Consider the following 26,286-nt stretch of genomic DNA (forward strand, 5'->3'; position numbering starts at 1 on the left):
TTAACATATCATATTTAACGCTTCGTTTTATAAAACTCATGATACAGCTTCATCAGCGCCCGCTTCTCAATCCGCGACACATAACTCCGGCTGATGCCCAGCTCCTTGGCAATCTCACGCTGGGTCCGCTCCTCACCGCCTTGATCGAGGCCGAATCTTCCCCGAATCACTTCCTGCTCCCGCTCATCTAGAATATCGAGGTTCTGGTAGATCTTGCTTTTCTCCATCTTAAGCTGCACCCGTTCTACCACGTCATCATTCTCGGAACCGAGGATATCGATCAGGGTGATTTCATTGCCTTCCTTATCCGTTCCAATCGGATCATGCAAAGAGACATCCTTCCTTGTCTTCTTCAAAGAACGCAAATGCATAAGAATCTCATTTTCTATACAACGAGCCGCGAACGTGGCCAGCTTGGTTCCTTTACCGAGCCGAAAGCTCTCAATGGCTTTAATCAGGCCGATTGTACCAATGGAGATCAGATCCTCCAGATCTTCACCGGTGTTATCGAATTTTTTGACAATATGGGCTACAAGCCTGAGGTTATGCTCAATCAGAATGTTGCGGCTGACGGGATCTCCCTCTGCCATACGCTGGAGATGCTTCGCTTCCTCTTCCTCGGTTAACGGCTGTGGAAAAGCATTATTCTTGACATAAGACACGAGCAAGCTCAACTGTTTGATGAATAAAGCAATTGCGGTAAACAATCCGGGCAATGGTGCCACCTCCTGCATAAATGCATGCAACCTCTATGGGGTCACTTCATTGTATGTGGGCGGCCGCCCAGTCGTGCCTGTACGGGGAAAAAGAAAAGCAACGGTGCCGGCGCAGCTGCATTTTCCCTTTCGACTGCATTCCCTTTCAACGCGTTTTCCTATTTCTAAACAGCTTCCCTGCACTTCAAAAGCCGAGATAACTTTACGATCTCCGCGAATCCCTGATATGCGTGCCGAACGAAGCCACCCCCATTCATCAACACATTGATGGTATCAACTTCTTCGCATAAAAAAGCAGCTGCTTCCCAGGCCCCCTAAGGAGTAGATAGCAGCCGCTTTTCAATGATACTCCACTATCCAACCTCCACCTTATCCTCCATATACCACTGTGCCTGGGTGCGGAACATATGGGCATAAGTCCCGTTTGCATTTATCAGCTCCAGATGATGCCCCTGCTCGACCAGTCTGCCGTCCTTCAGGACGAGGATACGGTCAGCCATGCGGCAGCTGCCGAGCCGGTGGGAGATGAAGATGGCGGTCTTGCCTTCGGATAGAGAAACGAAGCGCTCGAACACGGCAGCTTCCGCCATCGGATCCAGCGCGGCGGTCGGCTCGTCCAGCACGACAACCTCGGCATCGCGCAGAAACGCCCGGCTGAGCGCAATCTTTTGCCACTGGCCTTGAGACAGCTCCTGTCCTTCGCCAAAGGCATGGCCGAGCTCCGCATCATATCCACCGGGAAGCATCTCCGCGATCTGATCGGCTTGCCCTTTGTGGGCGGCATTCATCAGCCGCGATTCATCGTGCATCCCCTCCAGGCTGCCAAGCCCTATATTCTCGCGAAGCGTGAACTGGTAACAGACATAATCCTGAAAAGTCGCACTTATGTGTTCACGGAACTTATCCGGGTCTATCTCCCGGATATCTACCCCGCCATACCGGACCATTCCCTCCGCCGGGGTATACAGGCCAAGCAGGCATTTGATCAGGGTGCTCTTGCCAGCCCCGTTATCTCCAACAATGGCAACCTTCTCGCCAGGCCGGATATGCAGGGAGATATTATGCAATATCCAACCTTGGCTGTTCGGATATTTGAAACTGAGCCCGCTCACTTCAATTCCCCGGTCCGTCAGCCCCTGGTATTCCTGGTATTCCTCCCGCTTCTCCTCCTCCTGAAAATCCAGGTATTCATAGATATTGCCCACATAAAGAGCACTTTCATATATAGTAGAGAGCCGGTTCGTGATAATAAAAAGGTACCCCTGAGTACTCGACATGGCCTGTACCAGGGCGACATAAGCGCCAATCGTCAGTCTGCCCAGCGAGCTGGCCCAGATCAGGAAGACGATCCCCACGCCCTGAAGCAGCCGGGACATCCCGTCCACACGGAATACAGACCAGGCAGCGCGCTTCTGCAGGGCAATCTGTTCACGGGCGTTCTGCCAATAATAGGTCTGAACCTTATCAAATAAATAAGAAGAGAGATTAAAGATGCGGAGTTCTTTCGCGGACTCGCGGCGGGTCATTAGGCCGATCAAATAGTTGATTTTGCGGACTGCGGCCGTCTGCTGGAACATCTGATTGAATCTGAGCTTGCCGATCCGCAGGTGAATCCACAGACTCGGCACCATCACGAGGAGCAGTCCGGTCCCTAGCAGCCAGTGAAATTGATACAACACGAACAGGAACCCTGTAATGGATAACGCCGATTGGGCAATATGCAGAGCGGCCTCAACAAATCCAATTCCCTTGTCACCGCTTAAGCTCTGGGCCCGTTCATATTTATCATAATAGTCAGGTGAATCGAAATAGACCAGAGGCAGCTTGGAGGATTTCATAGCGATTTCCCGGTCAAAATGATAATTTATTTTCAACTTTAGATGGGTCAGGACCAACTGGTACACGGGCTGCAAGCCCAGCGAGAGCAGCTGGAGTGCGAGTACGCCCCCCAGCCATGCAAGGGCTGCCGCGATTCCCTGGGAAGTATGCCCGATCAACCTAGTTACCTCGTCGACCAGATTCTTGGTCGCATAAATATCAAGGACGGGAAGAGCGGCCGTTGCCACATTAATGGCGACAGCCAGACTTATATATAGTGGGGCCGTTCTCCACATGGTCCCTGTTAATCTCCCTAACATGTGCAGGACAGTACGGGACTGGTGCAGCCAATCAAGGAATTGCGGCCTAGGAGTAGGGTGATCTTCCATCGCACGCCTCCTTAAGAAGCCTTGCGTTTCTTGTTTGAACGGTGGCCAGCCTCTGCAGCAGCTGAACCTTTGTCAATCAGCATGCGGAAGGCTACATCTGTGCCAGTGATACCTTTATACATCACATTCATTTGCGGATCGAGCAGGTAGCTGAACGGTATGCCCGGAAGCGATAGCTCCTGGAACTTCTCAGGAGGTAATGGTACAACCGGTAAGGACAAGCCGTGGGCTTCCCGCACATGACGCGCATATTCCGCTTCGCCTTCAATCACCAGAATAAAGTGGTAGTTGTTGTATTTACCTGCAAGCTCATTCAAGATAGGATAGACCGTTTTGCAAGTTGAGCAGAAGGAAGACGTGAACAGTACAATGCTTCCCTTCTTCTGCTGATCTGTCCAGCTGACAGGATGTCCCTCGGTATTCCCCACAGCCAGGGAATAGAAAGGGCGGCCCACCTCAATTCCCTCATGGCTTAAAGGGAGGTCCTTAGGAATCATATGATACATTCGCTGGTTAACCGTCGTAAGCCGCTTCATCAACTGTAGAATAATACCAGACATCACAATGACAACTCCCCATAAAACGGTATAAGATAGCATAAATGCATTATTCAATCCCGTTCACTCCTTATTCAGCGTCATATTAGACCGGCTGCCAGTTTTTCCGGAAATCCAGATAAGCCATAACCAGAGCATAGACGAGGAACAAACCCGTGCTCAGCAGCAGATACAGAGGTAGACCCGTCGCTCCCCACAGCGGAAGATCCCGTGTTCCTGTCATCAGGTAAACCGTCATTCCTATAAGCAAGAGCAATTTAATCACAGCCCCCCAACCAAACCGGTCTGGAACTGCTAGTCCAAAGCAGTTGCAAGCCACTTCCTGTTTCAGCAGCATGGAGCGTATATTTACGGCCATAAATATGCAGAGAAAAATAAGCGAGCCGGTACAGACTATAACTTTTATATATTCAAACCAAAGCCCGACACTTAGGACGATCTCGCCAATAGGAAGAGCAAATGCCAGGGAACTAGCCCACCGTCCCTTTCCCATGATAACCTCAACCGTTGAGGTAAAAGATTTCATTGAGACCAGCTTCAGCCCCCCTGATAACAACCAGGTGACAATCAGAAATGAATGAACCAAAGTGTAAATCAAAGGAAAGACCTCCTCACTTAGGAAAAAAGAGGGGCGATAACACGCCACCTCTCTTTTCTATAATAGTTATGAATAATCGCTGAATACCGCTTAACGATACTCTATGTGATGCTCTCGTAACACATACGAGTTAGCACTAACGCTGTCTGATCAAGATGACTTAAGCGCAGCAGCCATCAGCATAGTAACCTCCAAAATTGTTCCAACTGTAATGCGTTCTGGAGTAGTAGACCCCGTTAGCATAACAAGAAGCGGAGCCGCAGTATGGTTGATGTGCTGGTATATCAATTCACCTCCTTTGTTTAGGTTTGTTTTTTCGTCTCTTAGGCACAGCAGCCGTCGGAATAGTAGCCTCTCAGCGTATCCCAACTGTAATGGGTTTTGGAATACCATACTCCGCCTGCATAGCAGGAGCCAGAGCCACAATAAGCTGGATGCATATAAATTCACCTCCTTTCATGAAAAGCACTTATGTAAGCGCTTTTATGCATAATATAGCATGATTATATTAACTTGGGAATATATAAAATAAAATATTTTAGTATTTTTGTTAATTTTTACATAATACTATTTTTATCCACTTTTTTTGCCCTTTTCTATCATTATTCGCATAACAAAAAAGCCCTCTTCAAGAAAACTGGAGAGCTTATGCCTTTTGTCCTTCTTAAATTGCGGTAAACAATCCGGGCAATGGTGCCACCTAAAATGCATGCAACCTCTATGGGGTCACTTCATTGTATGTGCCGCCCAGTCGTGCCTGTACGGGGAAAAAGAAAGGCTCCAGTGCCCTGCATAATGTGTTTTTCTTTCTAATGGTTTTCCCTTTCTCAACGGTCAAGGCTCATGCTTTTGATGCTGATACAGCGGTATAATCTACGCGAATTCCCGATGAGTGTGCCGAACTCCCCTCCACTCTCACTCACCAAACTGCTCTGATCTTTTTTCTCCCCTGCCTTCAAGGAAACAACAAGAGCTCCCCATTACACGGAGAGCTCGCTCAAATTTATCATTCAAAAGTATTCATCGTTACTGTCTGTCCCTCATCACATAGCGTTGTCTCTCATTCTCCCGAAAAAGGCTGCATCATCCGCCCAAACAAGCTTGCAGCAGTACTGGCACCGACCGGGCTGCATAAGACAGCGGCCACTCAGAGTCTAACCGTCCTAAAGCTCCAGTGTACCTGCTCCCCGAACCTTTACTGTTACAGGATGCTGCTCTGCCTGCTTGTCAGAAAAGAACCACGTCCGGCCCTGCTTCACAACGATGAATAAGCCATGTTCGTCGCCCAGGGGCCTGAAGCCTTCATTTCCTTCCCTCCAATGCGGGAAGCCTTTCTCATTTAGATCCTGCACGCAGCCCGCTACGTCCTCCCGTACGATGCCGATCTCACTGATTTCAAGCAGAGAATGGGGGCCGAAGGGCTTGTCCGAAGCATTCCCTAAATTATGCCTTGCAATGAACTCCCCAATATTGCCGGCCGGGTCCTCAAAGTATATGGCATTCGCATTCCAGTCTGGAAAATCCGCCTCGTCCTCCCCGCTACTGAGGCTTAGGTTCACTTTACGGGCAAGCCATTGCTTGGCTTCGGCAAGCTGATTCTCAGGAATGTTCACGGCAAAATGATAGAAGGGTTCACCTTCGTCCGGTTCTGCTTGCTCAAAAGTAAGGAGAGTATCGCCCACCTGAACAGAGAAATACCGCTCAGTCTGAGCTGTAATGCCCAGTTCCAGTACGTTAGAATAGAATGTCTTTAACTGTTCCAATCTTGCTGTCTTCAGTTTCAGTTCTTCCATCCGCATATCGATTCCTCCTGCCTGACAGAGTAATAATGTAACCCCACCTATTCAGCATAGTCATTTTTGTTTGTCTGGGAGTACTCTGGCCGAAAAATCCGAATCTTCCGTCCCATAGAAGAGGCTACTCTCCCATTATAACTCCATATCTACAAGAAAACGGCCCATTTCCTGAGGAACGGACCGTACCTGTAATATAGCCGAATCTAGGCCTATGCTCCCGGCTCATCTGTGCGGACCCGGCCGCCCCCCCAGCCACTCCCGGATTTGCTCTTCATTCATCGGTTTGCCGTAATAGTACCCCTGCATGATTCTGCAGCCCAGAGAGTTTAGAAATTCCGATTGTTCTATCGTCTCCACACCCTCTGCGACCAGTTCTAGATTGAGCTGCTGCCCCAAGGTAATGATAGCCTGGATAATCGCCTTCTTCGATCCTGATTCATATTCCCGGATGAACAGCTGGTCAATCTTAAGGGTGTCAATCGGCAGTTTATCGAGCGAACCGAGTGAGGAATACCCGGAGCCAAAGTCGTCCATCGCGATCTTGATCCCCAGTTCCCGCAGCTCAATTAATTGGCGGATCGTTCCCTGAATATCTGAGATTAAGATGGATTCTGTAATTTCCACTTCAAGATATCTGGCGGCGAGCCCCGTTTTGGCCAAAGTCGCCTGCACCATTTCGAGCAGATTCTGACTTTCAAATACCCGTACAGACAAATTAACGGATACACACTGTGGTTCAAGCCCCTCATCCTGCCACAGCTTGTTCTGGCGGCAGGCCTCCTCCATAATCCAACGGGTCATGGGAATAATGAGGCCGGTCTCTTCTGCAATCGGAATGAATTCAGCTGGCGAGATGATGCCAAGCTCCGGGTGCCTCCATCTGATCAAGGCCTCCATTCCGGCCGCTTTTCCTGATAATGCATCCCACTTGGGCTGATAGAGCACGAAGAACTCCCCGTTATGTACAGCCCTGCGCAGATCGTTCTCCAACCCGAGCTTGCGGATAATGCCGGTATCCAGAGACTTATCAAAAACCCGGTAGCGGTTCTTCCCCTCTTCCTTGGCTTTGTACATAGCTGTGTCCGCCGCCTTGAGCAGCGAGTGACGGTCTGTTCCATGCTGGGGACTGAGGCTGATGCCGATGCTGCTGGTGATGTAGAGCTCATAACCGTTCAGGACAAATGGCTGCTTGATCTCATCCAGCAGCTTCTGTGCCCATGCCTCGGCTTCCTCTTTTCCCGCACCACACAAGGCTGCCAGGAACTCGTCCCCACCAAGCCGGAATATTTCGCTCCCTTGCAGGACACGCTTCAGCCTGTCCCCAACCGAGCGAACCAGCATATCTCCGAAATCGTGCCCAAGTGTATCGTTCACATTCTTGAAACGGTCCAGGTCAATGAACAGCAGGGCCATCCGGTTATCCTCTGATTGAAAGTCCTGTGCGTCGAAGAATTGGTTCATCTTATAGCGGTTCGGCAGGCTGGTCAGCTCATCCGTGTACGCCATCCCCTTCATCGCATGGCGTTCAAAGTACACAGCAATTGAAGAAATAGATAAAATCACAAGAATAGCCGCAGACACACAGACCATCAGGATCAGCTTAATATGCATCTCGGACATTTCTTCCGGTGCGCCGCTTATAACGTTCACAGGGAGGCTTGATGAGAAAATAACTGCTTTAACCCCTGTATAATGCATTCCACAAATCGCGAGTCCCATTATTAAGGAAGACAGCCATTTCATCATGCTGGCACCTGACCGGTTTCTGAACTTCAGAAACAGGAACAGGGAAGCGTACGAAGCGGTTAAAGCAATGGCAGAGGAAATCCCCCAATACACCGGGTCGTAACTGATTCTGCCGCCCATTTGCATGGCAGCTATTCCCGTATAATGCATGACTACAATGCCGCTTCCCATGAAGAACCCGCCAATAGCCAGATGCAACAGCCGGACCTGGACAGGCAGGGTTATCCGGAATGCGATATAGGAAGCTAAAATCATGGAAAGAAGCGAAAGAAGGGTAATAAGAACGTCATAAGTTATTTTGATATTCAGACTGTACGCCAGCATCCCGATAAAATGAATCGACCACACACCGCAGCCCATTACGCATGAACCTGCCAGCAGCCACCCAAGCTGGGAGCGGCCTTTGGCATTAGTAATTTTGGCAGCCAGAGTCAGTGCGGAATGAGACGAGAAGACCGCAATAACAAATGACAGAAGCACCATCCAATAGTTGTAATGTCCCTGAAGAATATTATGATGCATCCATCATCACCACCATTATAAAAATTTGCTTTGAACCAGACGTATGATCGACGGTGATTCCTTGTCCACTTCATATAGATATCTTTTTTATCGGTTATTTAAGATTCGAAATTAACGTTTCATCAAGTCTTCATAATGGTCCTGAAGAAGCATGAAAACCGGCGGCTGATGACATAAAAAAGACCCCCGGCAGTGGCGTGCCGGAGGTCTTGAACTGATGCTCCTTGACTTTAATCGAACTTGTAAGTCCAGAATTTCTCATTCCCGAATCTGTCGATAATTTCTTTATCTTTCAGTGTTTTGCTGCCTAGAAGCTCCGCCGCTTGGAACTGCGAGCGGTGGGATTGAATCGATTTCATCTTCGCTTCCAGGAATTCGGACACATCCTGAGTAACGTCAGGATAACCAAGAACCTCCTGGCAATTCCTAGAGAACGCCAGGCAGAGCACCTTTGGCCGCTCCTGTTCAGGAAGGCTTCCTACTACCCGGACCACTGCGGCACCGGTGGCATCATGATCAGGGTGAACACTGTATCCAGGGTAGAACGTGAATATGAGGGACGGGCGAAGCTCCTGAATCAAATCCATAATCCGGCTGTCCAGCAGATCCTGGTCCTCAAATTCAATCGTTTTATCATGGAATCCCATCATTCGCAGGTCCTGAATGCCAATCGCTGCACATGATTCCTGAAGCTCCTTCTTGCGAATCTCCGGCAGGGTTACCCGGTTCGCAAATGGGGGAATTCCCATATTGCGGCCCATCTCACCCAGAGTGAGACAAGCATATGTAACCTGAGCCCCGCTTGAGATTTGCTTGGCGAGTGTGCCAGATAGACCGAACGCCTCATCATCCGGATGAGGGAGTACAACTAATATCCGTTTATGCATCTTGATTCCCTCCTCCAAATGGCTCCCGGCTTAGCTGCAGGGCCACAACCAGCTTGCCTTGAGCGTCATGTCCCGCAAGGATAAGCCGGTCCGAATCTTTCTCATCCCACATGTTGAGCCCTTCCGCATACAACCAGCCCTTCTCCATCTTCAATCCGACCCGGTATACGCCGGTTCCTGCAATGGTACCGGTTGAGAAGCGTATTAGAGCATTGGATATGAAGTTAGCCGCCGGATGCTTGGAGCTGTCATAGTGGGACGCATACGCGCCTGTGGTCATTTCCAGATGGACATAAACATCCTGGTCTTTAAACGAATCAATTCTATGCTGTACAGCTTCAATATCAATAATCTGCATAAACCTTTCTCCCCTGCCTCATAATTTCTGTTTGGACAGATCCACGGCCTTGACCGGGCCGTCCATAATTACGGAATAAATATAGCATACTCCTTGCAGCTTAAAAAAACGAGAGGAACACAATAACTTTGCGCATAGCTTCCAAGGCTCTGTTCGAGGTATTTTATTAAGTATTGCATGAAATTGGCGTTATTTGTCAACCATTACCGATTGAGCGGCCTATTCACCAGTGTATATATTTAAAGATCTTGACGATAAAGGAGGAACAAATGTATGGCGTCATACGACAAGGATAAAGTGCTGGAGAGCTTCCCGCACCATGGATTCTTTGGACATCCTAAAGGGTTATTCACCTTATTCTTCACAGAGTTCTGGGAACGATTCTCCTATTACGGCATGAGAGCCATTTTGGTCTATTACCTGTACTATGAGGTAACCCGGGGTGGGCTCGGACTGGATCAGAGCAGCGCTCTAGCCATCGTGTCGATTTACGGTTCACTTGTATACATGTCTGGAGTTATTGGCGGCTGGCTGGCGGATCGGCTGCTGGGAACCTCCCGCGCCGTATTTTATGGTGGGATACTGATTATGCTCGGCCACATCGTACTTGCCGCTCCCGGAAGCATAACGATGTTCTTCGTCTCCATGGTCTTTATCGTACTTGGTACAGGCCTGCTTAAGCCCAATGTATCGGCCACTGTCGGGGAAATCTACAGTGAACAGGATACGCGCCGCGACTCCGGATTCAGCATTTTCTATATGGGGATCAACCTCGGCAGCTTCTCCGCGCCGCTGATTGTAGGTACGCTGGGCATGGAATACAACTTTCACCTTGGGTTCGGGCTTGCCGCGGCAGGTATGCTGCTTGGTTTGATTGTATTCCTGACAACCCGAAAGCGCAGCCTCGGTCTTGCGGGAACGATTGTCCCGAACCCGATGACCCCCCAAGAGACAAAGAAAGTGCTTATGGTTATTGGGATTGCTGCAGCAATCACTGCCGTTATTGTAACCGCTGGCATGAAATCAGGGTGGTTCACATTCCAGGCGTTTATTCAGCTTATCGGGGTTCTCGGGATTCTCATCCCAATCATTTACTTTATCGTCATGTACCGCAGCCCCAAAACTACTCTGGTGGAACGTTCAAGAGTGCTGGCCTATATTCCTTTGTTCATTGCCTCCGTCATGTTCTGGGCGATTCAGGAACAAGGGTCATCCATCCTTGCCAATTATGCGGATAAACGGACAGAGCTCGACTTTGCGGGCATTCGTCTTGCCCCGGCCTGGTTCCAATCACTTAACCCGCTCTTTATTATTACCTTGGCGCCAGTCTTCGCCTGGTTCTGGATGAAGCTGGGCAAGCGCCAGCCGTCCATTCCAGTGAAATTCTCACTTGGCCTGCTGTTTGCTGGGCTCTCATTCCTGGTCATTCTTCTGCCGGCCTATCTCGGCGGCAAGAATTCACTCGTGAATCCGCTCTGGCTTGTGCTGAGCTATTTCATTGTTGTTATTGGTGAGCTGTGTCTATCTCCTGTCGGCTTATCCGCAACGACCAAGCTTGCTCCAGCTGCTTTTTCCGCCCAGACCATGAGCTTGTGGTTCCTATCGAATGCGGCAGGACAAGCGATAAATGCGCAAATCGTCAAATTTTACACTCCTGAGACCGAGATGGCTTACTTTGGGGTTATCGGAGGGGCTGCTATTCTGCTTGGTGTCATTCTCTATCTGCTGTCACCTAAAATTCAGGGATTCATGAAAGGCGTTGAGTAGCGGGCAGCCCAAATGCTGCTTCCGCTCCAGCCATCAGGGTAACCGTACCATTCCGATAAGGCTCGCTCTTCATAGTATAGACATATACTAGGAAGGGGGAGATGAATATGGAGGCATATTATAACTGTTTGCGGAACAAGAACAAGAAAGTGCGCCTACTCACCATGGACGGCCAGCAATATCAGGGGACTATTGTCGATGTAGACTACAACAATGTCTACTTAAGACCCGACCGTGGCGGTTCTGTCCGCACATCGGCCTTTTATCCATATGGTTATGGCTACGGAAATGAGATCTTAACCTTAAGCTTGTTCACCCTGCTGGCTATCGCTCTAATTTAAGCACTTCTTTCTGCTGCAAAAATAAACAAACAAGAGAAAGCCCTCCTCAGGGCTTTCTCTTGTATTTTTCTTTAACAGTATCTTTTATTTGTTATAAATCCGGTAAATGATCACAGCCGTCTCGGCACGTGTGGTCTGGCTGAGCGGGTTAAGGTGATGTCCGTCACCGTTCACAATACCACTCTTCACGAGAGCTGCCACACTATCCGCCGCGAACCCGGACACCTGCTCGGCGTCCTGGAAGCTGTTCAACTCAGCAGCTGAACTGGCTGGCAGCGTTGTACCCGCAAGAACCATTGCCCTCGCCGCAAGTGTCATCATCTCCTGCCGGGTGATTGGGCTAAGCGGATCGAACCGGTTGTTCTCTTTTCCCTTGGCAATACCCAGCTGCTTCGCAATTCCAACGGCTTCATAATAATAAGCCGAAGAATTCACATCTGCGAAATTCCCCTCTGTCTTGGCCGAGAGCCCCAGAGCATTAACCAGCATAACCAGAAAGTCTGCCCGGTGAACCTGGTCCCCAGGATTAAACGTGGTGTCACTGGTGCCTTTGACAATTCCTTTAGATGCAAGAACTTCAATATCATGCTTAGCCCAGCTGAATTTTGCGATATCCCCAAAGGTTTTAGTCACATAAGCAACTGCATATTGACCGAACTGTGTTGTTGTAAAAATAACTTTGCCGGAAGCAGCATCATACCGCGCATTCGGTACTGGATTCAGTCTGCCTTGTGTGTCTAAATACAACTCGGTAATATGCTCATCGCTGGCGGCTTCCGCTGCCGAAGGCTGATAAGGAAATCTCACCCGCACAGCTGCATCCGGATTGTTCCAGGCAACCGGCTGTCCTCCAATCAGTAGAGCCAATTCAAGAGCAGGATGCTCTCCAATCGCTTTGACAGCTGAAGCAGCAAGCTTTGTTTTGTCAGCCGGCATAATTCTCAGCTCTATTAGGCTATTGGCGCTCACCTCAGCAGGGCTAATCATATTGTCCTGGATGAGGATGCTGCCATATTCAGTGACGAGTTCAAGCTTAACCATCTTCTTCCCTGTAAAGTAGGAGGCTGGCAGCTGAACTCCATAGCCCTTTTGTCCGTGAACAGACGGCACCTCTGCGGTTATTGTAACTTTAGAAGAAGTACTGCCGCCAGCGTCTTTAATGGCCTGGTTCAAGCCTTCCGTGGTCACCACGGCCACGGCAATTCCCGTTACAGGATCAAGGGTCGGGGCTGATAGTTTCAAAACACCCTTGCCATCGGTTGTTCCTGACGCACTTCCTCCTGTATTTCCTGTAATGCCCCCCGTGTTACCTCCCTGGTTTCCACCGTTGCTTCCTCCAGTATTTCCACCTGGATTTCCGCCGTTGTTCCCTCCGTTATTGCCATCCGTCCCACCGCCTGTTTTGGTCACATAAGTGTAAGGAGCGACAAAGCTGTCAGCTAACCCATCCTTCACCGCCACCGCACGGATTACAACAATTCCGGATACTTGGAATGGTCCTTCATAGAGCGTTCCATTCTTTGCACTCGGCAGGGTACCATCGGTTGTGTAGTAGATGCGCGCACCCTCTACGCCAGTTATTAAAGATATGGTCTGAGGCTTATCATAACTCCCCGCCTTAAGGGAAGCTGCTGGAATTTTTGTTCTTATCTGTTCCGGTTTAACCACTTCATCTGTAGGCACAATGGTAAACCAATCCAGATTGAAGCCGTCTCCTTGATCGAGAAGACGTACGATCTTGGTGCCTTCCTTCATCGCCACGAGGTGGGAAGCCTCAGTATAATTGCCCCATCCTCCTGTCGATCCAAGCTGGAGTGTTCCTGCAGAACCCCCGTCTATCGACAAGTTGACCGATACCCCGCTCTGCGGAGTTGCATAGCGGTAAGTAACCTTGTAGTTCCCGGTTGCGCTTGCTGGGATGTTAACCAGATAATCCAGCTTGCTGCCACGGTTCAAGTAACCCACGTTCGTATATCCCGAATTGGTCTGGATCGCGTTCCGGTCAGCATCGAAGTAGTTCTCCGCCTCCACCTTGACCATATTGTTTTGACCTGGAGTATGTGCGGTTTTTTCTTCAAAAGCTAGCTTGGTGATCTCGAATCCAGCCGTATTGGCACTGAGTCTCAGCTTCTGCTCTCCGGATTTCAAGGCAATCGTCTTACGGATCTTAATCCACGTGTTCAAATCCCCTGTGGATGGAATATCGAACTTGGCAAGAACCGTGCCGTCCTCCGCCTTCAGATTAAAGGCGTTCATGCCTCCGTTCTTGGTTGCAAGTTCTACCGTTACGGTGTAGTCTCCGCCCTTTTGAACAGTAATCGGATAGTCAACCCAGTCCCCGGCATCGAAACTGGTTAACTTTTTGCTTCCTGACGGGCCTTCAGCAGCGTTAATGCCTGTTGCGGAAATGTAATCTCCGGCTTGGGCCGTGCCTGGTAAAGATATAGCCTGCGCGCCCGGGTTAGTCAGCACAAGAGGCCCGATCTGGAACCAGTCCAGATGGATATCCGCTTCCTCCAGGGACAGCCTCAAGGTGTGACTTCCTTCCTTCAGCTTAATCAGGTCTGTAACGGTCTTCCAGTCGTTAGGCCCTTCAGAGCCGGTTAATACGGTTGTTAGAACAGGCTCATCTGTACCATCAGCGGTCCATACAGCCGTCGGTGACTTTCCTTCCGAGGCATATCGGTACGTAAGTTGATACTGACCGTCTGCCGGCACCTTTACCTTGTACTCCAGCCATGCGTCCGGTGCTGATTTTGTTACGGAGGTAAGCTGGTTGGCATCTTGGTGCTGAATAAGGATACCCGATGATTGGTCGGCATTCTCGGCTTGAATCTTCTTCGGCAGCGTATTATCCAGGTCTGCCTTAGTGAATCTGAGGTCCGAGAGAGCATAATTGTGTCCGCCTGCAGTAAGTGTCAGCTTCTGTTCACCTGCTGGCAAATCTAATCTGACTCTGAGGTAACGGAAATCCCCGGGTCCGTATACCGCTTCCGTTACGGAAGCCTTGGCTGGAACTGTACCACCAGTAGGCACCGATCCGTCCGCCGGCGCTCCTGCGGCATCGCCTGCTGGCGCCACTCCGCCCGCCGGAGCTCCTGCGGCATCGCCTGCTGGCACCGATCCGTCCGCCGACGCTCCTGCGGTTTCGCCTGCTGGCTGCTCGGAAGCCTTGCTGTTCTCCCGAATAATTACAGGAGCCCCATCGCTGACTTTTGCAGACAGGGAAGCATCCTCCAGACTTCCCGCATAACCCAGATCCAAATCATAGCTGCCTGCTTGTTTCACATGAAGATTGTACTTGAATTCCGCGGCCCCCGCCGCAGAATTACCGTCACCATCTACATTCAGGTGATCAACAATTCCCGTATTCTTATCTGCCTTAAATTGCCCTGTGGCCTCATCGAAATCTGCCGCAGGATAGGAACCCGGAGCAGTCTTCCCTTGTTCAGAGCGGTGCCACCGGTATGTCGCCACCGATTTGGCCGGAACGACAGCTGAAATCTGCTTCCCGTCACTAAGCAGCTTGACCGGCTGATCATCTGCGGTCTGATTAATAACCACCGTAACAATGGTTTTGCCATCCGGACTCTTAAACGCAACGTTCGTCACGGTACTGCTGCTGCCATAGTTACTGTCAATCCGCACATAACCCGGTTCAACAAATTTCATAAACTGGCCCATCAGGTAATATTCCGGTGCAAGCCAGTAATTGTTGCGGTCTGCAGAGTCCTGGATGATCGGGGTCGGGTCCGGTGTCCCTACCCATTGATGGGACTTTATATCACTGTCGAGCATCACTACCCAGGAGTTGTAGCTGCGGGCCCAATTGCGGAAGTACTGGGCGATCCGGTCAGCACCTTGCGTTCCCCACACAGCCCGTTCTGTCAGATACACGTTCTTATCCGGGTACAGATCGTGGAGCCTGCTCATTTCCGACAGGTCCCCGCCATAATCGTGGAATGCCGTACCATCAACTGCTCTGGCCATCTGTTCATCAGCCAAAATATGAACCGGATACGCGGAAGTGTCGCTCGGATTGTGGTCGAAGATCCACAGCTTCGTATCCTCAAACCCGGCTGCATCAAGCTTGCTGCGAAGAAGCTGGGCCAGCCGTCCCTGCTGATCCCAAGGCATATGTGTACTCGGATATTCAATCTCAAGCAGCGGCTCATTCTGCATAGTAAGGGCATCGATGTTAATTCCCAAAGCCTTGTAAGCCTGAATATATTTCACAAAGTAATCGGCAAGCACAGGGAGATACTCTTCCTTCACCTGGCCCTTGATCATACTGTCCGTTGTTTTCATCCATCCTGGCGGACTCCAAGATGATGCAAAAAACTTAACATCCGGATTGATCTTTTGGATCTCTTTTATAGTATCAATGATGTGATAATCGATATCCTTTTGGATCGAGAAATGGGTAAGACCCGGGTCCGTCTGACCCGCAGGAAGATCATCATAAGAGTAGAACGGTTTACCTGTGAAATCGGCGGTCCCAATGGTTAGCCGAACCAGACTCATGCCGGCCCCTTCTGTCTTGCTGAACAGCTTCATCAGCACTTCCTTGCGCTTCGCTTCCGACATGAGCCACAGGTTGCCTATCGTTGACTCTTCCATTGAGGAGCCTATTCCAACCACTGATTGATAGGTTTGGTCGGGATCAATCGTAATTTCCGTGCCCTTTGCCTGATTTGGCTGGACGATATCGGCATTAGGCTGCTGTTCGAGCTTCTTGTCTCCATCCTTGTATAAGGAATCATAATACCATTTGTTGTCGCCCGGATTACGCTCATTTGTGATCCAGCTCTCAACGGCGCCAGCCTCAACAACTACTGGTGTCACCCCGTCCGTTCCGCCACCTCCCGGATCACCACCGTTATCCGGCAACGCCTCCCCGGTCCGGGTGAAGCTGAACCAGTTCAAATTCATGGAACCGCCAGTAAACTGCATCTTTAGCTTCTGTTTGCCATCTTTGGGCAGGGATATATTTTCAATGGATGCTGTCTGCCAATCCTGATAACTGCCTGTTTTGGACACGGACAGTGTGCCTCTTGTTTTGCCTGTACCATCAATAATTTTAAGTCCCGTTGAATCTGTCCATGAGCTGTATCGGAAATCCACCTTATAGGTGCCGCTCTGGGCATCCACATCATATTCAAGCCAATCTCCAGCATCAATGTAGGAGATATTCCTGGTACCCCCAGTATCCTGGGAATCCTCTGTCTGTATGCCGCTCTGGGCAGTGAAGTTCTCCGCTTCAATCTTGCCCGGGATCTTCTGGCTGTGATCGGGTTCCTCAGGTGGTGAAGGAAGAGTTGGGGTAGGCTGATTTCTGGTAAGGCCATATCCCGTTTGGAAAAGAAATTGTGATGCGTCTCCCCCTGGATAAGCGTTTAAGCTGAATGGCCAGCGCATGGGCAGCTTCCCGGTAAAGTCCTTGCTGCCGAACAAGACATCGGCTACACCCTGCCCTTCCGTACCCGGGAGCCATGCGGCAATAAGACCGGCCCAGTCTCCCATCTGGTTCGTAATCGTCATGGGTCGTCCTGATACCAGAACTACGACAATCGGAATGTCAGGATTACCGCTGCGGATATTTGCCAGTGTGTTCAAATCCTCGGCATCCAGATTAAGACTCGCAGCGTCGCCATTCGTCTCCGCGTAAGGCTTCTCCCCGATGACAGCAATGGCCACATCTTGACCGGCTGATCCCCGGCCATGCTTGTTATAGGTTACTGTCCTGGACGAGCCCGCCGCATCTTGGATTCCCTTCAGGATGGTTGTACCCGGTGTGATATCCCCGGCACTGCCCTGCCAGGTTATCGACCAGCCGCCGGACTGAAGCCCGATATCATCCGCGCTCTTCCCGGCAACCAGAATCTTCTTCATCGATGGCAGCTGGGACAGAATCGGCGATTGGCCGCCCCGGCCATCAGCTACCTTGTCATTCTTAAGCAGAACCAATGATTTCTGAACCGATTCTCTGGCTACGGAACGGGAACTGCTTGAACCGAAGGCGCCGGCAAGATCCGGATCAGCTTTGGGATGTTCAAACACCCCGGATTCGAACTTCACCTGAAGAATCCGCAATACCGCATCATCCAGCCGTTTCTCTGAAATAGCTCCTTCCTGAACCAGCTCCTTCAGATCAACGATGACCTCCTTCCACTTATCCGGCTCCATAATCATGTCCACACCGGCATTCACCGCTACGCGGACCTGATTCTTCAGACCGCTGACCGCCTTGCCGTCCCAGTCCCGGTTAATCTGATCTATCGCATTATAGTCGGAGATAACGAATCCCTTGAAGCCCAGCTCACCCTTGAGCTTATCAGTCAGCAGACGCTGATTGGCATGCATCTTAATGCCCTGGATACTGTGATAAGAAGCCATCACCGTCTTAACCCCGGCTTTGACTGCCGCTTCGTACACTTCCTTCTCCAGGTTCCAAATCTGCTCTTCGGTATAGGCTGTTATGTTCCCCTGATTTGTACCGTTATCTGTGTAGCCTTCGCCCGCGAAATGCTTGGCGGTAGCCACTACTTTACCCGGATCCTTCAGTCCACCAGGTTTCTCGCCCTGTAGGCCTTGAATATAAGCGGCCCCAAGCTCCGCAGATAGAGCCGGACTGTCCCCAAAGCCTTCATAGGTGCGTCCCCAACGGGGATTCTGCACAACCGCAAGTGTGGGGGCGAACGTCCAGTTCACCCCGGTGGCCTGCATCTCCGCAGCGGAAGCAGCACCAATTTTTTTCACCAGCCCCGGGTCCCTTGTTGCTCCAAGACCGATATTGTGGGGAAATAGAGTAGCCCCAATCACGTTGTTATGTCCATGCAGGCCATCCACCCCATAGAGCAGCGGAATGCCCAGCGGCGTCGACAATGCCCCGTCCTGGTAGCTGTTATACAGTGCAGTCCACTTTTCCTGTGTGCTGGAAGTCTGTTTGCCCTCAGGGAACGAACCCCCTCCGCTGAGCACAGAACCCAGATAATAATCTTTTACATCTTCGGGTGTAACTGAAGCCCGCTCAGCCTGCACCATCTGGCCAACCTTTTCATCCAGTGACATCCGGTTCAGCAGATCCGCAACACGATCTGGAATACTTTCCCCCGGATTAAGATAGGCGGGCAGACGGTTTGCCGCCGCTGCGGGCGCTCCGAGCACAGCTGGCAAGGGCAGCAATCCCAGGATAAGACTGAAGGCGGTTAGACCTGACAGCCATTTTGACAACTTCCGTTTCTTCATCGGCTACAACTCCTCCTTAAATATCAACTAAGCATTATCTGCATAAGAGCACTGAACGGCTACTCCGCCGTCACGTTCATCTCAGCAGCATGATCAATCACCTCAGAGAAGGCTTGCGGAGTCAGCCCTCCGGCAGCCAGCTGCTGAAGCGCGTCATAATAGACCTTCTGCGGCTCGGACCGGAATTTATCCTGGGTGACCGTACCGCTGAAAGACCTGGCATTACTGAATATCTTCATCAGATCCTTCTGAACAGCTGACTCCCGGCCCGTTAGGAACCGCTCATAATTCTGCGCCGGGAAAGTGACCCCGTTCTGCCAGACCTCCCTGGCCCATCCCTCCGGACGAAACATCCATTTCAGGAAACGCATTGCTTCCTCCTTATGTAACGAACGGTTGGATACCGCATAGCCGCCCCCGAACCAGGAAGGAAGGTCATGCCTGCTTCCTCTTCCCCCAGTGAGAGCCGGGAGAGCAAACGCCCCGATCTGGGCGCGGACCTGCTCCGGGAACGCCGGGTCGGCGGCCATGCCCATCTCCCAATCGCCCATCATGAACATGGCTGCCTGGCCATGGCCAAACATGCTCCTTGCCATGCCATAATCCAGATTCAAATCGCCGGAGCCGAAGGCCCCCTCTTCAATCCAAGTCTGCATTTTATGGGCGGCTTGACGTACTTCTGGCACCCGGAAGGTTCGGCTTCGTTCCAGCGCATCGGCGTTGGCCTCCCAGGTTCCGCTTATGCGCTGAACCATGGTGTCGAACCAGATGCCAGAGCTCCAGGGCTCCCGTCCATCCATGGCAATCGGCACAATTCCTTTAGACTTGAAAGCACGAACCGCCTTCAGCAGTTCATCTTCCGTTCCAGGAACCTGAAGTCCTGAATCCGCAAACATCTTTTTGTTGTAATAGATCACCCAGAAGTCCGTGTTCCGCGGGAACCCGTATAACTTCCCGCCCGAACTGAAGCTATCCAGTGCGCCTGGCAGGAAGCCAAGCTCAAGCAGCAGCTCATCTCTGCTGAATTCCATCAGCGCATGATTATTAATCAGCGGTTCGAGGTAGTTCATGTTGCCCCAGGCCGAGAAAATATCCGGCAGCTTATTCGCCGCGTTGTACAGCTTGATCTTGTCCTGATATAGCGTATCCGGCGCCTGAGTCTCTACCTTGATCTCAATGCCCGGGTTCTCCCGCATATATTGATCGATCAGCTTCTGTTCGATCAGCCCCTGTCCGGCCTGGCGGTTCGAGTTATTTGTGAAAAATGTCAGCGTCACCCCTTCTCCATGCTCTCCGGATTTGACTTCTCTCTTGTCCTCGATTGCCGACTGTCTTTGTACGAGGCCGTTGCTCCCCAAAGGTGAGGTGCCCTCACAGCCCCAAGTGCCCAGGGCCACAGCCAGAATCAGAATCAAGCTCAATACAACAGTTCTCCTGCTGCCCATCCACTTCCACTTCATCACAGACCATCTTCTCTTCGCTTTTTTGTTTCCTACCTCATTGTAGGTCGCGATCTTAAAGGGGGTTAGTCATCATAATTCAGAATTTCTTGTTTGTTTTTCAGGTTCAAGCAAAACTCCTGCACATGAGAACACAGCAATTTTGAGATGCAAAGGAACCGAAGATGGCCATTTTTCAGAAGTTGTTGTTCATTTTTTAGATCTTAGGATTGCATTTCCTATACTGGTACTTTTTGCACTTGTTTAGGGCAGGCCTTCTTTTCTATAGTATTTAGTGATTTTATGTAGAGTTTAACTAAGGGGATGCACTTTGCCGCAATGTCGCCAAAATGGTATTTGAACCTTTCTATCCAGCGTAAGCTTCTGCTCTCCTTCGTTCCGCTGATGCTGATCACAATCAGCTTTACGGGATTTTTATCCTATCGTATCGCCGCAAATGAAATCGCTTCCAAAATGCAGGTGGAACAAGCCAGCATGGCTAAATCGGTGATGGATCATCTGGACTATATTACTCAGGACGCCATTCATATTTCCGATTACTTGTATCTGTCGCCCGATATTCAGGCGCTTCTCTCATCCAGGACGCCTAGCGGCGGATATGTGTCCAATACCGGCCTGTTCAATTCCATCAGCAGACTGATGGTTACCAGGCCTTACTTTCAATTTCTGACCATCTATTCCGAGCACTTTCCCCCTATTCAATTCAACAACAAAGGACTGTCGTCAGCCATCCCTTTTGAGGAATACCGGACAGCCTATCACTATGATGCGCTGCTGAAGGAGGACCAGACCGAGCGGTGGAGCATCGAGACCCCAGAGCAGAAGAACACGATCTTTCGCGGGGATTCTCTGAATAAATTGTTAATGACCAAGGTTCTGAAGAATGACGTCTCTCTCAAGCCGGAGGGAGTACTCATCCTGGGGATGGATGAAAAGGAGATTCGGCGGATTTATGATCCGGGAGGGGAGGATGCTACGGTAGTCATTGTCAATGCTGACGGGAGTATCCTGTCGGACAGCCGTGGACGGTGGGCTGGCCAGAATGTGCGCCAACTGCCTTTTTTTAAAGAAAAGCTGCAATCGGTCCATCAGATTGATACTAGTGTGGATCATGATCAATGGATTTTTACCCGCAGCCGCAACCCCGTCTCAGGATGGCAGGTGCTCGTGTTCCAGCCCAAGGCCGATCTCTTGCAGCGCTTAAGCCGGATTCAATGGTTAACCGCGCTTGTTCTGCTTGTCACCTTACTGCTGAGTATTCCAGCTTCCTGGTTCTTGGGCCGCGTTATTACCCGGCCATTGTCCAGACTGCTCACTTCCATGGGCAAGCTGCAGCAGGGGGACTTTACCCAGAAGGTGAACACCGAAGGGCTGGATGAGATCGGCCGGCTCGGTCAGGGATACAATGTGATGGTACACAAAATCAGGGAACTGATTGATGAGGGATACAGCTCCGAGATTCGCAGGCAGGACGCGGAGCTTAAGCTGCTCCAATCGCAAATTAATCCGCATTTTCTGTACAATACACTGAATACCATTGCCTGGACCGCTCAAAAAAACGGGGATGACCAGGTAGCCGACATGATCTATTCCCTCTCAAGCATCTTCAAGATCAGCCTGAATCAAGGCAATGACATGATCGAGCTTCATAAGGAGATGGAGCTTGCCGAGCACTATTTATTCCTGCAGCAAATGAGATTTGCCCGCAGGCTGACCTATGAACTGGACGTGGCTCCCGAGGCCAGAGACATACTTATCCCTAAACTAATTGTGCAGCCGCTGATTGAAAATGCGATTGTTCACGGTATAGAGCCGCTGCCTAGTGAAGAAGGTATGATTCTGATCCGTGCCTCGCTCCTGCCAGGGAAGCCAGAGTGGCTTGAAATAGAAGTCACCGATAACGGTGTCGGGATGCCCGAACCGAAGCTGGCAGAAATCACAGAACGACTCCAGTCAACACCGGTGCTTGGTCCCGGAACCTCTGACAGCTTTGCCCTGGTAAATATCATGAATCGCATTCGGCTGATCTTCGGAAATGAAGCCAAGCTGAACATCCACAGTGTGGAGAATTCCGGAACCCGTGCGACTCTGCGTCTTCCGATACCAAGGAGGTAGCTCAAATGCTCAATCTGCTCGTCATTGAAGATGAAACAACGACCCGTGAGGGGCTCCTGACTATGATTGACTGGGGATCACTCGGGATTCAAATATGCGGCCAGGCTGCGAATGGCCTTGAAGCCTGGGAGCTTCTTCAATCCATCCCCGCCGATCTGCTGCTGTCCGACATCCGAATGCCTATGATGGATGGTCTTCAGCTCGTCGAGAAGCTGCAGGAGCACGGAATGGATGTCTCGTGCGTGCTCCTGACGGGTTATGGGGACTTCGAGTATGCGCAGAAGGCGCTCCGTCTAGGTGTCGAGGATTATATTATCAAGCCATGCCATCCCCGGGAAATCGCGGCGGTATTCCGAAAGACAGTTACCCGCTTGCTTGAGAGAAGACAGACGGAAGATGCGGTCTCAGGAATCCGGCGTCAGCTGGAGCAGAGTCTGCCTATGGTCAAATCCCAGACAATCCGGCAATGGCTGACGGGGCCGAAGCAGTATGGAGAAGACCGGCTCTCTCTGGCTAAACAGCTGGGCATCGTCATTCACACCCGAGATGTGGTTCTCATCGCCATACGTCCAGATGGCAAAACCTTGCAGAAGCTGGGTTATAACGAGAGTGATATGCAGCTTATCCATTTTGCAGCTGCGGACATCGTTCGCGAGACCCTCAGCCAGACTCTCCGTCAATCTATTGAGGTGATCCGAAGTCAGGATATGATTATCACGCTGTGTAACGGAACCCATGATCTGATACAGGATAAGCTCCAGGCTGGGATAGCCCAGCTTCAGTGCAATCTGGAAAGATACTTGAATTTATCGGTCAGCGTAGGGATCAGTGACGTGCATCTGAATCTGGACAGCCTCGCAGAAGCATACGGGGAAGCATTGCAAGCTCTGGAGCGCCGGTTCTATCAGGGAGGAGGAGGAATCTTCCGCTACACAGAACTCAGCACTTCCGAATCCGGGGAAGCTTCGCAATCCTTAGCCATACTGGCCGGACTGGAGCAGACTTTGATTGAGCATTTGAGCAGAGGGTTATTCGCGGAGGGAATCCGGTGTGCCGAAGATTGGCTGGGGCATCTACAAACGGGCCAATCTTTGACCCGGAGTGAGATTAATCTTCAGGCCCTTTCCCTGCTGGCCCGTATTATCCAGCTTGCCAAGGATCTTCCAGACAGCGGGAGTCCTTCCGGCGTATCCAGGCTGGTGGAGCTGGCCGGACAGATTGAACAAATGGACACCCTGGAGGAAATTTCGGGCCTAATATTCCGCGTGATCCGTCAATTAGCGGAACTGATGAATCCGCAGAAGATTCAGCCCCGCAAAATTCAACAGGCCGTCGAGTACATTAATGAGCACTACAACTCTCCCTCCCTTTCTCTTGGAAGTGTGGCCCGGGATTTGTTTGTCTCCAGCACCTACCTGTCAACCTTGTTTAAACAGGACCTTGGTGTTAATTTCCTCGATTATGTTCACCAATTCCGGGTGGAACGGGCCAAGGCTAAGCTTCAGTCCAGTGACAGCAAGGTCCAGACCATAGCCCGGGAAGTTGGTTACAGCGATGAGGCCCATTTTACAAGAACGTTCAAGAAATGGACCGGACTCTCCCCTTCCCAATACCGCAAGGAAGTGATGGGTCCATGATTGGGCCGGCCCAAATCCGGGGAAATATAAGATAGAGTGAACAATTGAACCACAGTAAGGGAGGGTGTAACCATGAGTGACCATGTAACGCATCAAGAGGATGAGGATCTGGTAACCCAACGGGACATTGACAAAGACAGCGGAATGTTCGTTGAAGGTTCTTACCCGGACAGCGTGAAAATTCCTGACCGGTTAGCTCATGAGCGGCCGGATGGCACACGTCCATCGCTAGAGGAATCAGACCGGAACCGCTAACCATGCCAAAGGCCATGAATCTCTACCCGGGTAGGGATTCATGGCCTTTATGTGTGTTCATGACTTCCATATTTAACTCAGACTCCATCCGTGGGAGCACCACTGTAAACGTTGTTCCTTCACCTTCAACACTTTGCACAGTTATGGAGCCGCCGCACAGCTCCGTCACCCGCTTCACAATCGCCAGGCCAAGCCCGTTCCCTTCCCTGGCATGTGAGCCTTCAGCCTGGAAAAAAGCTTCAAATATGCGCTCCCTCACAGGCTCCGGAATTCCGCTGCCTTCATCTTCAACGATTATACGGACGCTTTGCTCTAGTGAGGTTAATCTGATAGAAATGCAGCCTCCATAACCCGAAAATTTGATCGCATTACTGATCAGATTAATCCAAATTTGCTGGATCAGTTCCTCGTCACCCAAGTATATCGTCTTGGGCAGCTCAAGCTCGAAATCCAGCTCCTTCTGCTGCCATTCCTTCTCCAGCAGCAGAATTGTCTTACGGATCTGCTCATCCAAGGCAAAGGCAGATCTTTGGGTGATCCTCGTCTGATTCTCTACCCGGGACAGCTTCAGAATGTTGGAAGACAGCTTGGTCAGCCGCTCCGTTTCTTCGATAATGACACCCGTATATTCCAGAAATTTGTCCTTTGGCAGTGATTCTGCCTGGATTAGCTGGGCAAACCCATGGATCGAAGAAATTGGCGTATTAAATTCATGGGAGACACTGCTCACAAAATCTTTTCGCAAGTATTCAATATGCTTCAGCTCTTGGACCATCCGGTTGAAATACTGGGCAAGCAGGGCGACCTCGTCCCTGCCGTTGTATGGAACCTGAACGGTGAACTTCCCTTGGGCCACCTCGCGGGTGGCTTCTGTCAGCTTTTTCAAAGGCTTCATGATCTGCCGTACGGCAATCAGGATCAGTACAGCTCCAATGATCGCACAATTGATGATCGTATTAACCATCATCTGGGCAACAGGATCGAAATAAGCTCCAACATGGGGAGTCAAGAGCACGTACTGCTCCCGTAGTCTGAACAGGGTGGCGCGAATCTCCCGGTTCTCCCGCTGCGTGCTTACATAGATGCTTTGCCCGGTTTGAAGAAATTTCAGCTGTTTGTCATCCAATGTAACCGGAACATCCTGAACCCGGTAGTAGGCATCCGTCTGATAAAACGAAGTCCTGCTAAGCCGGATAATCTCCTCGGCCTCCAAATTGGTTTTCTCTGCAAGCTGCTTAATCAACCCCGATTCCGTCATCAACTGGGTCTCCATATCTTTGATCACTTTATCGAAATAGAAATTGATTGCAAACGTAAAGGCAAGCTGACAAGAACCAATCAGGATGCCCATAAAGATCAGAACCAGCTTGAGACGGATGGATGTAAAGCCAAACCTCCTCATCCCCGCTTCTCCGCCTTGTACCCCAGACCCCGAACCGTCACAATCCGAAAAGGACTCATCGGCTCCAGCTTCTCCCGAATCCGCTTGACATGAACATCAACCGTGCGCTCATCGGCCTCCGAATCCAGCCCCCATATCTCGTCCATCAGCTGCTGCCTAGTGAAGATTTTCCCCGGATAGCTCAGCAGCTTGAACAGCAGGTAGAATTCTTTCTTGGGCAGCTCAACAATCTGATCATGACTTAAGGATACCGTCAAGGTGTCATAGTCCAGAATGCTGTCGCCGATGACAATCCGGTGCTCACTTGCGATCTTTGCTCTTCTCAGCAGAGCGGCTACCCGCAGCAGCATTTCTTTCGTATCGAGCGGCTTCACCATATAATCATCGGTCCCGGCCATAAAGCCTTCGCGTTTATCCTCATATTCTTCCTTGGCGGTTACCATCAGAATCGGAAAATGGTAGTTGGCTTCCCGCAGCCGCCGGGTTAGCTCATAACCGTCCATTTCAGGCATCATGATATCGCTGATCATCAGGTCCACCTGGCTGCTCTCCAAATGACGCAGCGCCTCTGAGCTGTTCGCGGCCTGGAGGACCTGATAATTGTCCTGTTCCAGCGAAGCGGCAATCAATTTTCTGAGATTTTTATCGTCCTCAACCACAAGCACACGAATCAT

18 protein-coding genes are annotated in these 26,286 nt (G+C 50.7%); 5 read left to right on the plus strand and 13 right to left on the minus strand.

What is annotated here, in order from left to right; genetic code table 11:
- Window positions 1-14: 14 nt before the first annotated feature.
- The 9 genes from sigK to KJS63_RS04830 form a co-directional block, all read right to left on the minus strand.
- The gene (gene sigK, locus KJS63_RS04790) at window positions 15-716 is read right to left on the minus strand and encodes an RNA polymerase sporulation sigma factor SigK (RefSeq protein ID WP_068616045.1); all 702 of its coding nucleotides are present in this window, start codon (window positions 714-716) and stop codon (window positions 15-17) included.
- Window positions 717-1,069: 353 nt separating this feature from the next.
- A complete protein-coding gene (locus tag KJS63_RS04795; protein ID WP_213618138.1) occupies window positions 1,070-2,923 on the minus strand; it encodes an ABC transporter ATP-binding protein in 1,854 nt (617 codons plus the stop codon).
- An 11-nt stretch (window positions 2,924-2,934) separates the two neighbouring features.
- Window positions 2,935-3,537, minus strand: coding sequence for a TlpA family protein disulfide reductase (locus KJS63_RS04800; RefSeq protein ID WP_213618139.1), 603 nt, complete (start codon window positions 3,535-3,537; stop codon window positions 2,935-2,937).
- A gap of 28 nt (window positions 3,538-3,565) precedes the next feature.
- The gene (locus KJS63_RS04805; protein WP_213618140.1) at window positions 3,566-4,078 is read right to left on the minus strand and encodes a MauE/DoxX family redox-associated membrane protein; all 513 of its coding nucleotides are present in this window, start codon (window positions 4,076-4,078) and stop codon (window positions 3,566-3,568) included.
- A gap of 150 nt (window positions 4,079-4,228) precedes the next feature.
- Window positions 4,229-4,366 carry a hypothetical protein gene (locus KJS63_RS04810; protein WP_213618141.1) on the minus strand — a complete coding sequence of 46 codons (138 nt, stop codon included), beginning with the start codon at window positions 4,364-4,366 and terminating at the stop codon, window positions 4,229-4,231.
- An 875-nt stretch (window positions 4,367-5,241) separates the two neighbouring features.
- Window positions 5,242-5,877, minus strand: a complete 636-nt coding sequence (locus KJS63_RS04815; protein ID WP_213618142.1) for a VOC family protein — start codon at window positions 5,875-5,877, stop codon at window positions 5,242-5,244.
- 219 nt (window positions 5,878-6,096) lie between these two features.
- Window positions 6,097-8,142: a bifunctional diguanylate cyclase/phosphodiesterase gene (locus tag KJS63_RS04820; protein ID WP_213618143.1), complete on the minus strand. Its 2,046-nt coding sequence runs from the start codon at window positions 8,140-8,142 to the stop codon at window positions 6,097-6,099.
- Window positions 8,143-8,372: 230 nt separating this feature from the next.
- Window positions 8,373-9,029, minus strand: a complete 657-nt coding sequence (gene bshB2 / locus KJS63_RS04825) for a bacillithiol biosynthesis deacetylase BshB2 (RefSeq protein WP_068616034.1) — start codon at window positions 9,027-9,029, stop codon at window positions 8,373-8,375.
- On the minus strand, window positions 9,022-9,387 hold the full coding sequence (locus tag KJS63_RS04830; RefSeq protein ID WP_068616032.1) for a YojF family protein: 366 nt from the start codon (window positions 9,385-9,387) through the stop codon (window positions 9,022-9,024). Before KJS63_RS04830 ends, bshB2 begins: the two co-directional genes overlap by 8 nt.
- A 273-nt stretch (window positions 9,388-9,660) precedes the next feature.
- Here KJS63_RS04830 and KJS63_RS04835 point away from each other — a divergent pair, with 273 nt between their 5' ends.
- Window positions 9,661-11,154 carry a peptide MFS transporter gene (locus tag KJS63_RS04835; RefSeq protein WP_213618144.1) on the plus strand — a complete coding sequence of 498 codons (1,494 nt, stop codon included), beginning with the start codon at window positions 9,661-9,663 and terminating at the stop codon, window positions 11,152-11,154.
- 107 nt (window positions 11,155-11,261) lie between these two features.
- Window positions 11,262-11,495, plus strand: coding sequence for a hypothetical protein (locus KJS63_RS04840; RefSeq protein ID WP_068616028.1), 234 nt, complete (start codon window positions 11,262-11,264; stop codon window positions 11,493-11,495).
- An 84-nt stretch (window positions 11,496-11,579) separates the two neighbouring features.
- Here the strand turns inward: KJS63_RS04840 and KJS63_RS04845 are convergent, their stop codons facing one another.
- Together KJS63_RS04845 and KJS63_RS04850 are read right to left on the minus strand one after the other, a co-directional pair.
- Window positions 11,580-18,743, minus strand: a complete 7,164-nt coding sequence (locus KJS63_RS04845; RefSeq protein WP_213618145.1) for a glycoside hydrolase family 3 N-terminal domain-containing protein — start codon at window positions 18,741-18,743, stop codon at window positions 11,580-11,582.
- 59 nt (window positions 18,744-18,802) lie between these two features.
- Entirely contained in the window at window positions 18,803-20,203 is a 1,401-nt protein-coding gene (locus KJS63_RS04850; RefSeq protein WP_244862505.1) for an ABC transporter substrate-binding protein, read from the minus strand.
- Window positions 20,204-20,521: 318 nt separating this feature from the next.
- On the opposite strand from KJS63_RS04850, the gene KJS63_RS04855 reads away from it, so the two are divergent.
- The 3 genes from KJS63_RS04855 (at window position 20,522) to KJS63_RS04865 (ending at window position 24,210) form a co-directional block, all read left to right on the plus strand.
- The gene (locus tag KJS63_RS04855) at window positions 20,522-22,318 is read left to right on the plus strand and encodes a cache domain-containing sensor histidine kinase (protein ID WP_213618147.1); all 1,797 of its coding nucleotides are present in this window, start codon (window positions 20,522-20,524) and stop codon (window positions 22,316-22,318) included.
- Between the two features lie 5 nt (window positions 22,319-22,323).
- Window positions 22,324-23,955, plus strand: coding sequence for a response regulator transcription factor (locus KJS63_RS04860; RefSeq protein ID WP_213618148.1), 1,632 nt, complete (start codon window positions 22,324-22,326; stop codon window positions 23,953-23,955).
- Between the two features lie 72 nt (window positions 23,956-24,027).
- Entirely contained in the window at window positions 24,028-24,210 is a 183-nt protein-coding gene (locus KJS63_RS04865; RefSeq protein WP_213618149.1) for a hypothetical protein, read from the plus strand.
- Between the two features lie 22 nt (window positions 24,211-24,232).
- Here KJS63_RS04865 and KJS63_RS04870 read toward each other — a convergent pair whose 3' ends face one another.
- Together KJS63_RS04870 and KJS63_RS04875 are read right to left on the minus strand one after the other, a co-directional pair.
- Window positions 24,233-25,612, minus strand: a complete 1,380-nt coding sequence (locus KJS63_RS04870; RefSeq protein WP_213618150.1) for a sensor histidine kinase — start codon at window positions 25,610-25,612, stop codon at window positions 24,233-24,235.
- The gene (locus tag KJS63_RS04875) at window positions 25,609-26,286 is read right to left on the minus strand and encodes a response regulator transcription factor (protein WP_213618151.1); all 678 of its coding nucleotides are present in this window, start codon (window positions 26,284-26,286) and stop codon (window positions 25,609-25,611) included. The genes KJS63_RS04870 and KJS63_RS04875 overlap by 4 nt, the downstream gene beginning before the upstream one ends.

Origin of the sequence: Paenibacillus sp. J22TS3, assembly GCF_018403205.1 — a bacterium.
Taxonomy (GTDB): domain Bacteria; phylum Bacillota; class Bacilli; order Paenibacillales; family Paenibacillaceae; genus Fontibacillus; species Fontibacillus tuaregi.

Coding starts and splice junctions, on each gene's coding strand:
- KJS63_RS04795 (WP_213618138.1), bottom strand. CDS start 2,923: ATGGAAGATCACCCTACTCCTAGGCCGCAATTCCTTGATTGGCTGCAC.
- KJS63_RS04815 (WP_213618142.1), bottom strand. CDS start 5,877: ATGCGGATGGAAGAACTGAAACTGAAGACAGCAAGATTGGAACAGTTA.
- KJS63_RS04820 (WP_213618143.1), bottom strand. CDS start 8,142: ATGCATCATAATATTCTTCAGGGACATTACAACTATTGGATGGTGCTT.
- bshB2 (WP_068616034.1), bottom strand. CDS start 9,029: ATGCATAAACGGATATTAGTTGTACTCCCTCATCCGGATGATGAGGCG.
- KJS63_RS04830 (WP_068616032.1), bottom strand. CDS start 9,387: ATGCAGATTATTGATATTGAAGCTGTACAGCATAGAATTGATTCGTTT.
- KJS63_RS04835 (WP_213618144.1), top strand. CDS start 9,661: ATGGCGTCATACGACAAGGATAAAGTGCTGGAGAGCTTCCCGCACCAT.
- KJS63_RS04840 (WP_068616028.1), top strand. CDS start 11,262: ATGGAGGCATATTATAACTGTTTGCGGAACAAGAACAAGAAAGTGCGC.
- KJS63_RS04845 (WP_213618145.1), bottom strand. CDS start 18,743: ATGAAGAAACGGAAGTTGTCAAAATGGCTGTCAGGTCTAACCGCCTTC.
- KJS63_RS04850 (WP_244862505.1), bottom strand. CDS start 20,203: ATGAAGTGGAAGTGGATGGGCAGCAGGAGAACTGTTGTATTGAGCTTG.
- KJS63_RS04855 (WP_213618147.1), top strand. CDS start 20,522: ATGTCGCCAAAATGGTATTTGAACCTTTCTATCCAGCGTAAGCTTCTG.
- KJS63_RS04860 (WP_213618148.1), top strand. CDS start 22,324: ATGCTCAATCTGCTCGTCATTGAAGATGAAACAACGACCCGTGAGGGG.
- KJS63_RS04865 (WP_213618149.1), top strand. CDS start 24,028: ATGAGTGACCATGTAACGCATCAAGAGGATGAGGATCTGGTAACCCAA.
- KJS63_RS04870 (WP_213618150.1), bottom strand. CDS start 25,612: ATGAGGAGGTTTGGCTTTACATCCATCCGTCTCAAGCTGGTTCTGATC.
- KJS63_RS04875 (WP_213618151.1), bottom strand. CDS start 26,286: ATGATTCGTGTGCTTGTGGTTGAGGACGATAAAAATCTCAGAAAATTG.